The sequence below is a fragment of the Martelella mediterranea genome (assembly GCF_004342225.1).
Taxonomy (GTDB): Bacteria; Pseudomonadota; Alphaproteobacteria; order Rhizobiales; family Rhizobiaceae; genus Martelella; species Martelella mediterranea_B.
The window spans coordinates 42,364-50,217 of record NZ_SMAR01000028.1; the positions used below are offsets into that span (position 1 = coordinate 42,364).

A 7,854-nucleotide genomic window follows, 5' to 3' on the forward strand; every position below is an offset into this window, starting at 1 on the left:
TATTCAATACTCTGTCTTTTTATTCTTAAGTTTTTGTTGTGCTTCGCCGGACAAGTTCGACATCAATCTTCTGAGTTTCAGGCACGCTTCCGTCAGGCTTCATACAGGTGATGAGCGCTTCAAGCGTTGCCTCGGCCACATGATCCGGATTTTGCCGGACTGTGGTGATATCGTAACTCGACCATGACGCTTCGGGAATATCATCGGAAGCAACGAGCGAAAAATCATCCGGAAACCGGATGTTTTCTCTACGGCGCAGGCCATCCATGAAGCCGAGCGCCAGAAAGTCGTTGGCACAGTAGAAGCCATCGACGGACGGGGATACGGCCCAGAACGCTTCCGCAGCTTCCAGGCCGCCGTCATAGTTCTGCCGCGCGCCGTAAAAACGGTGTGAAATTGTGATGCCAAGCTCTGCGGCCGTCTGCTCGAATGCCCGGCGACGTTCACCGATCGAATGAGAGGGGCGGTGCTGCGCTGCATAGGCGATGCGTCTGCAGCCGGAGCGGTAAAGCTCCTCGGCCGCCAGCCGACCCGCTTTCTCATGATCGTGTCCGACGCTGCCGACCCGCCCGCCAATGGGGGCCTTTTCAACCAGCACCAACGGCACGTTATGGCGCGCGCATTCTGCGGCAATGGCTTTCGGCGGCGTATCAGATGTGACGATGGCACCGGAGACGTTATAGTGCAGCATCATATCGGTGAGCCGTCCGACTTCATCGCCCGTGCTCCATGGCAGCAAAAATGGACGGAAATCATGGGCGACCAGATTGCGGGCAAGGCGGTCAACCAGCAGTGCACGCAGCGAATGATCCATATCCGAGACCACCATCGCGACCAGATTGGTGCGCTGCATTGAAAGCGACCGCGCCAGAAAGTTGACCCGATACCCAAGCGTCGCCGCAGCCTCCAGCACTTTATCCCGCGTGGCCGGGGACACACTGGCCCCCTTCGTGAAGGTGCGTGAAACAGCCGAACGTGAAACACCGGCAAGCCGGGCCACGTCGTCGGCGGTTGCCGGCCGTGCCTGCTGGCTGGCTTCGTCACTCATGCAGCCCGTTCCTTCAGAACGTTCAGCAGCATGTCGGCGCGGTTCAGGTTGACCATTTCCGGTCGCCATTGTGCGATGGTCTCAAACATGTCTGGGTCTTCGCCAAAATAGTGAAGCATCGGCGTGATACCGGCCTGTCTGCAAAGGGGAGCTTCGTGCTCCCAGCATTCCGGTCTTATCTCGCAAACTGCCGGGTTAAGCCGGGCCTTCATGGCCTCGAGGGACCCATGTTGTGCAATATTGGATTTCAGCCGGGCATTGGGTGATGCGGCCCGCATCTCATCCATCAGCTGCATATTGGCCGACCAGAAAATGCAATCGGGCAGGAAATCAAGGTCCTCGACAAGGCTGACAAGTTTTTTGCCGGGCACATCCTTATTCTCGATATACATCTTTTTTCCCCGCTCGCAGCTAAAGGCGATGGCCTCGCGCAAGGTCTGCACCTTTTCTCCCTGATAGAAAGACGAAAACCAGCCTCCGGCGTCAAGGCCGGAAAGCGCAGCCAGAGGTGTTTCCGACAACTTTCCAGAACCGTCAGTTGTCCGTTCAAGTGTCGGATCATGCATAACCACGATTTCACCGTCTGCGGTCTGGCGGACATCCAGTTCCAACCATTCACAGCCGAGGTTGAATGCCAGGCTGGCGGCAGCTGTCGTGTTTTCCGGCGCCAGATGGTTCATGCCGCGGTGGCAGACAACAGAAATGCCGGATTCCGCAAGGCTTGAATAGCCGCCGATCAGTTCCGGCTGATTGGAGCAAATGCCAAGGACGGGTAAACGGACGAGCGCATCCAGCACTTCCGGGCGCTCTTCATGCCACAAGACGATGCCGATATTTTCGGCTTCAGCACGGGAAAGCAGTTCCGGTGTGACCAGTTCCTGCGGGCGGGGAGACGCCTTTTCCCAGCACAGGTGAACGATCCCGGCGCCGGTGCGCTTCCGGGCCTCAAAAGGGTCTTCGCCCTGACGCACCAGCACCGAAATCGAAAACTGGCTTCCGGCTGAAACCATATCGTGCACTTCCGCATGGTTGAAGCTGCCGAAAACCGCATCGTTAAAGCCCCATTTTTCAAGACAGGCCAGCCCGACACGACCAGCGCCGGGGGCTTTGACTTCGATATAAAGTGCCTGCTTTCGCCGCGCTGCCAGTGCCACAACAGATTTCAGGGTTGGAATCTCCGGTACCGCTTTGAACAGTTCCGCTCCATCCGTTTTGGATATCGTGAGATTTGTTCCGAACACTGTACCCGTATGATCATCATGTGAGATCACCGGAATACCGTCGCGGGTGAGACGCAAATCCAGCTCCCACATATCTGCGCCAAGATCAGCGGCTGCATTAAAGGCAGCGAGCGTGTTTTCACGCGCATACGCCGATGCTCCGCGATGAGCGATGACAGAAGGGCGGCCGCGAAAGCGACGCGCAGGCCATGTTTCCAGAGAGGTTGTTTTCATATCAAAGCCGCTGGCCCTGATCATCGAAGACAAGCAAATGGTCGGTATCGACCTTCCATGTCACCTCATCCCCCACGGCGATGTCGGCACGCACAGGCTGGATCGATCGCAGCAAAACACCGGGAGCGGCTTCAACATCGAAGAGCATTTCACGCCCCTGTGGTTCGATAAAGCGCACCTTGCCGGAAAGCTCTGCGTGTCCGCGCGTGCCGAAATGCTCCGGCCTTATGCCAACTGTAACGGGCTTTCCGTGTTCAAGGCCTGAAAGATGCGCGGGCAAGGGAAGATGCATTACCCCGTCTTTTTCAAACGTCGCATTGCCCCCAACGAAACCTTCTACGAAGACAATTGGCGGGTTGCCGAGAAAACCGGCAACAAAGCGGTTTTCCGGTGCACGGTACATCTCTGTCGGTCGATCAATCTGCAGGATCTCGCCCTTATTCATGATTGCTACACGATCACACATGCTCATGGCTTCGACCTGATCGTGGGTGACGAGAATGGCTGTGATGCCGGTTTCCAGCTGAATACGACGGATCTCCGAGCGCATCTCGAGGCGGAGCTTGGCATCCAGATTGGCAAGGGGTTCATCCAGCAAAAGCACATTCGGGCGCCGCACCAGTGCACGCGCCAATGCAACGCGCTGTTGCTGGCCACCGGAAAGCTGTGACGGACGGCGCTTCAGCAATTCCTCAATGTGTATCAGTTCGGCGATTTCATGAACCGATTTTTCGATTTCGGCTTTGTCGCGTTTCTGCACTTCCAGCGGAAAGGCGATGTTTTCAAAAACCGTCATGTGCGGATAAAGCGCATAGTTTTGAAACACTACGCCGACATTGCGTTTCTGAGACGGCAGATCGGAGACGTCCTTGTCGCCGAAAAGAATACGACCGCCATTGACGCGATGAATTCCACAAATCGAAAATAGGGTCGTGGATTTGCCGCAGCCTGATGGGCCGAGAAGCGCGAGCATTTCGCCATCTTCGACGGTCAGGTTCATGTTTTCGATGACGTTGGTGCCATCGAAACTTTTGGTAAAATTGTCGAGTACGAGACGCATCAGCCCTTCGTGCCTCCGTTAAAAATGTTCATCAAACGGTCCTGAAAAAACACAAACAGCAAAAGGACCGGCAGGGTGTAGAAAAGGCCGACCGCCTGAAACAGTGAAAAGTCGTAGTCTACGGTGTCTGGCGCAGCGAGTGTGCTGAGAAAAACTGACAGCACTTCAAAATTGGCACTGGGGGCGAGGACGCGGGGTAAAAGGAATTCTCCCCAGCCATCCAGAAAAGCGAAGGCACCAAGTGCAACAAAGCCGGGCCTGACCTGCGGCAGGACCAGACGCCGCCAGACGGTGAAGCGGCTTGCTCCATCCTGCACGCCTGCCATCTCAATCTCCCAGGGAACCGTGTCGTAAAACCCTTTCATGATCCAGATTCCAAGCGGCAGAGTGAGTGCCGCCTTAACCAGGACGACGCCACTGATCGTGTTGTAAAGGCCGGTGAAATTCAAAATCAGAAAAATACCAATCAGAAGTGTGACCGCCGGGAAGGCATGGAGCACCAGGATGCTTCCGAGAAAGAAAGCACGAAATGGCATGTTGAGCCGCGAAAGCGCATAACCGCCCGTCGATGAGATCAGAAGCACGATGACGACAACCGAAATAGCGAAAAGCAACGAGTTTGCGGTCGCGGCCCAGATGTTGCCTGCAATCGACGGATCGAACAGGAACCGCCAGTGTTCCAGCGTGAACTCATTTGGAAACAATGCGCCAGGCGGGGTGTTCGAAAACGTATCGATCATCAGAAAGGCATACATAATGAAGATCGGCAGGCTCAGTAGTCCCAGAAGCGCGATCACCGGAAATAAAGTAAAATTACGTGTCATGACGGCCTCAGAATTCAATTTTCGGTTTGGCGACAAGCTCATGAAACTTGAAGAGCCGGAGATAGAGCACGGAGGCGATAAGGCCGATAACCACCAGAACCAAAGCCATTGCAGCGCCAAGGCCGTATTGAAGATTTCCGGTATAGTTGAAGAGCGCCGTCTTGAAGGCTGCCAGTGACCAGACGGTGGTTGCATTGCCGGGGCCGCCATCGGTGGTCAGCCAGATCAGGTCATAGGAGGCCAGAAGCGACATGGTCTGGTAAGATGTGACGAACAGGATCGGCCAGCGCATCTGCGGCAGAATGATGCGCCGGACCTGCTGAAACCGGCTGGCACCGTCGACTTCTGAGGCCCAGAGCTGCTGGGAGGGGATGGCTCTCAATGCACCTGAAAACAGGATCAGACCGAAAGAGGCGCCGATGAAGCCGTTTGAACAGATCAGCGTGATCCAGGCAGAGGTGACGGAGCCCTTCATATAGTTGAAGCTCGGCAGGCCGAAATGCGCTGCAAGTGTGGGCAGAAAGCCAGAATCCCAAGTAAACCATTTCCAGAGCACGGCATAAAGCACGACCGGCGTGATGCGCGGCAGGAGCCAAAGCGCGGTGAAGATCCCGCTGACGCGCTTTGGCAGGTAAAACATCATAATGGCCAGAGCCAGTCCCAGGCCGACATTGAACAAAGCAAGGGTCAGTCCGACATAGAGGAATGTATTCCCGATCAGGCGTGCTGTTGCCGGTGTGGTGGCAAGCTTTTCAAAATTCTCTGTCGTGTAGACAGGGCCGGTATAGCTGCGTTTGATGATTAGGTCGCGGGTTTCTGCTTCGACTTCAGGAGCGACTTCGGTCAGCATGGCTGAAAGTTCATCGGCTGAGGCAAAACGTTCATTCATGGCGGTCAGCGTGAAGGCGCGTGCAGCTTCCTTCAGTTGACGCGGCGAACGTGGAGCAGATGAAAACCCCCGAAGTTCCCGCACAAAATCGCGACTGCTGGAAAAGCTCCGGCCGATAAGCGTCGAGCGAATGTCCTCCAGAAAACGAGGGTCAACGCCGGCGTCAGCCGCTGCTTTCAGCGTTGTTTCGTCGACGGAAAGCGTTTCGCTGGAAATGGCATCGAGGGCTTTCGCGTCGACCCCTTCTGCCTTGAGGTCACGCACGAGGTTGGGCGTGAGCACGTACTCGCCTGCACCGATGCCGGTGGAGGTGCTCATATTGGTAAAGGAAAAAACGCCTGTGAAAATCACCGGTGCAATGAAGAAAATCAGAAGGATTAAAAGGGTCGGTGCCATGAACACCAGCCCCAGAACATTTGCTTTTGATCGCATCGCGTTCTTGGCCTTGCGGGAAACAAAGCGAGGCTGAGCAATACCTGTTCAGCGGGTTCGCTTTTGATGGAGGCGGTTCATGCAGGAGATGCGGTTTCCGCCATTCCGGTTAATCTCATTGTGGCGGCCCGGTCCGTGCCGGGCCGCCTGATGGGCTGCGTAAAATCAGCGGATGATGATGGCGTCGCCCAGATCAGCCTGAACTTTTGCCTTCAGTTCATTAACCGCTTCTTCAGGTGTGAGGGCACCCGTCCAGGCAGCTTCGAGGCCTGCAAACATGGCGTTCTGGTAAAGACCCGCATTGACGTTGTTAGGCACCGCGTTGGCATCTGGCAGGAATGCGCTTGCTTCGGAAAGCCAGCGATCTTCAGCATAAAGCGGAACGTTGACTTCATCCTTGCCGATCGCCAGATGGCCGGATTTAACGGCATGAAGGGCGTTCAGCTCGGGATTGGTTGCGATGGCAATCAGCTGTGCGGAAATTTCTGCATCAGCTTCGCTGCCTTCAGATGACAAGAGATAGGCCAGCGGATGCGTGATGGAATTGGCGCGGCCATCTTCATCGCCAGCTGGAATCAGGGTGTACTGAACATTGCCGAAGAAATCGTCCATGCCGGACTGGCGTGTCCACTGCGCATAGTGCCATGAACCGCCATGCCATGCGCCATACTGATTGTCAGCGACCGAACCATGCCAGGTGTCCCACGGCAATCCGAGGTAGGTTGCCGGGACAACGCCTTGTGAAACCGCATCAGCGAAGAACTGATAGGCCTGTTGCATGGCTTCTGTATCGAGAACCAGCTTGCCGGTTTCAGGATCGGAAAGTTCGCCGCCGAATGACTGGTAGAACTGCCAGTAATCGAGCCCATTGCTCGGACGCGGTGCAAAGCCTTTGCCTTCTTCGATGACGCCTTCGTCCTGCATCTTCTTTACAGCGTCAAGCATATCGTAAAGTGTGAATTCGCCGCTTCTGACCTTCTCCGGCAGAGCATCGATTTCGGCATCGCTCCAGCCAATGGCCTTCAGACCTGGGATCGACCAGAACATAACACGTGCTTCGGCATCCTGCGGAACGCCCCATACCTGATCATTAAAGGTCACGACATCCCAGAGGTTCGAGTAGACCTGATTAAGCGGGTAGGTGTCGAGGTAGACATAGTCTTCAACTGGACGCAGAAGTCCGGCCTGCGACCATGTCGGAATATCATCATGGCCCGCGACAATGATATTCGGGCCGTTGCCTGCTTCGCCTGCCAGCGTTACAGCCTGACGGAAGTCATCCCAGCCCGACCAGACCTGCTTTTCAATGTTGATGTTCAGATCGTCGCCGCGGATTTCTGCTTCTCGCTCCAGAATGTCTGCTGCGATCTCGATGTTGTCGACACGGTAGTTTGCCGAATCTCCGGTGCCGCCGGACCAGACGGTGATATTGACATCTTCTGCCTGGGCAGAAAGGGCAGTAACGGCCAGAAGGGCAGCCGCTACAGTCAGTTTGGTGGTGAGCTTGATCATCTTTAAACGTATCCTGCCGTGAAATTCAAAATGAAAATGCACGCGCGTGCAATAATGGCCAAAGATAGGTTTGCACGCGCTTGCAATCGCTCTATGGCGGCTCGGCACGACAATTGCGTTTCAGATATTTGAAGCTTTTGTAACAGTGGATAAAGTTCCCCAGTTATCCGGATCTGAAGTGCGTCTCATTGTTCCGCTTGCTCTGAACGAACGTCAGATTCAAGAAAGGGATGAGCAAGGTTTTGTTTATATTGTGTTTTTCGAATTTTCAGTTTGCACTCGAGGTTGCTGTAATAGTGAGGCGAATCTCAAATTCATCTCACTGGCGAGGTGCAGGCCTGCTTGGCTTGTAACGATGTTGGGTGCGGGAAAAGAGCGGCTGATAAGGATCGCGTGATGATCTGTCTTTAGCTCTCTTTGTACTTCGTATGCGCGGGCGGCGTTGCCCAGCTTGCGCTGTTTGCAAACGAAAAAATACAACCATTATGCAACTAATGATTGCTTTATAAGAAAATAATCCTATAATTGTGAATGTCACTGAGAGTCTGTTCAAGAAAGCGGATAGCGGGCGAGCCGCCTTGTCATGAGCTTGATCATCGCGGTCTGGATGAAGGCGAGGCTTGTTGCCGAGAACC

General features: G+C 54.8%; 7 protein-coding genes. All 7 read right to left on the reverse strand.

What is annotated here, in order from left to right:
* Positions 1-25: 25 nt before the first annotated feature.
* The gene (locus EDC90_RS15625; protein ID WP_132313280.1) at positions 26-1,048 is read right to left on the reverse strand and encodes a LacI family DNA-binding transcriptional regulator; all 1,023 of its coding nucleotides are present in this window, start codon (positions 1,046-1,048) and stop codon (positions 26-28) included.
* A complete protein-coding gene (locus tag EDC90_RS15630; RefSeq protein ID WP_207903931.1) occupies positions 1,045-2,502 on the reverse strand; it encodes a glycerophosphodiester phosphodiesterase in 1,458 nt (485 codons plus the stop codon). Before EDC90_RS15630 ends, EDC90_RS15625 begins: the two co-directional genes overlap by 4 nt.
* 1 nt (position 2,503) lies before the next feature.
* The gene (locus EDC90_RS15635) at positions 2,504-3,562 is read right to left on the reverse strand and encodes an ABC transporter ATP-binding protein (protein WP_132313283.1); all 1,059 of its coding nucleotides are present in this window, start codon (positions 3,560-3,562) and stop codon (positions 2,504-2,506) included.
* A complete protein-coding gene (locus EDC90_RS15640; RefSeq protein ID WP_132313285.1) occupies positions 3,562-4,386 on the reverse strand; it encodes a carbohydrate ABC transporter permease in 825 nt (274 codons plus the stop codon). The genes EDC90_RS15635 and EDC90_RS15640 overlap by 1 nt, the downstream gene beginning before the upstream one ends.
* Positions 4,387-4,393: 7 nt before the next feature.
* On the reverse strand, positions 4,394-5,707 hold the full coding sequence (locus tag EDC90_RS15645; RefSeq protein ID WP_132313287.1) for a carbohydrate ABC transporter permease: 1,314 nt from the start codon (positions 5,705-5,707) through the stop codon (positions 4,394-4,396).
* A gap of 165 nt (positions 5,708-5,872) precedes the next feature.
* Entirely contained in the window at positions 5,873-7,219 is a 1,347-nt protein-coding gene (locus EDC90_RS15650) for a sugar ABC transporter substrate-binding protein (protein ID WP_132313289.1), read from the reverse strand.
* Positions 7,220-7,538: 319 nt separating this feature from the next.
* Positions 7,539-7,854: hypothetical protein (locus EDC90_RS21080; protein WP_207903932.1), on the reverse strand; the 316-nt coding region annotated here is incomplete at its 5' end.

Excerpts from the sequence above, each read along its gene's own strand:
- EDC90_RS15625 (WP_132313280.1), bottom strand. The coding sequence starts at position 1,048 with ATGAGTGACGAAGCCAGCCAGCAGGCACGGCCGGCAACCGCCGACGAC.
- EDC90_RS15630 (WP_207903931.1), bottom strand. The coding sequence starts at position 2,502 with ATGAAAACAACCTCTCTGGAAACATGGCCTGCGCGTCGCTTTCGCGGC.
- EDC90_RS15635 (WP_132313283.1), bottom strand. The coding sequence starts at position 3,562 with ATGCGTCTCGTACTCGACAATTTTACCAAAAGTTTCGATGGCACCAAC.
- EDC90_RS15640 (WP_132313285.1), bottom strand. The coding sequence starts at position 4,386 with ATGACACGTAATTTTACTTTATTTCCGGTGATCGCGCTTCTGGGACTA.
- EDC90_RS15645 (WP_132313287.1), bottom strand. The coding sequence starts at position 5,707 with ATGCGATCAAAAGCAAATGTTCTGGGGCTGGTGTTCATGGCACCGACC.
- EDC90_RS15650 (WP_132313289.1), bottom strand. The coding sequence starts at position 7,219 with ATGATCAAGCTCACCACCAAACTGACTGTAGCGGCTGCCCTTCTGGCC.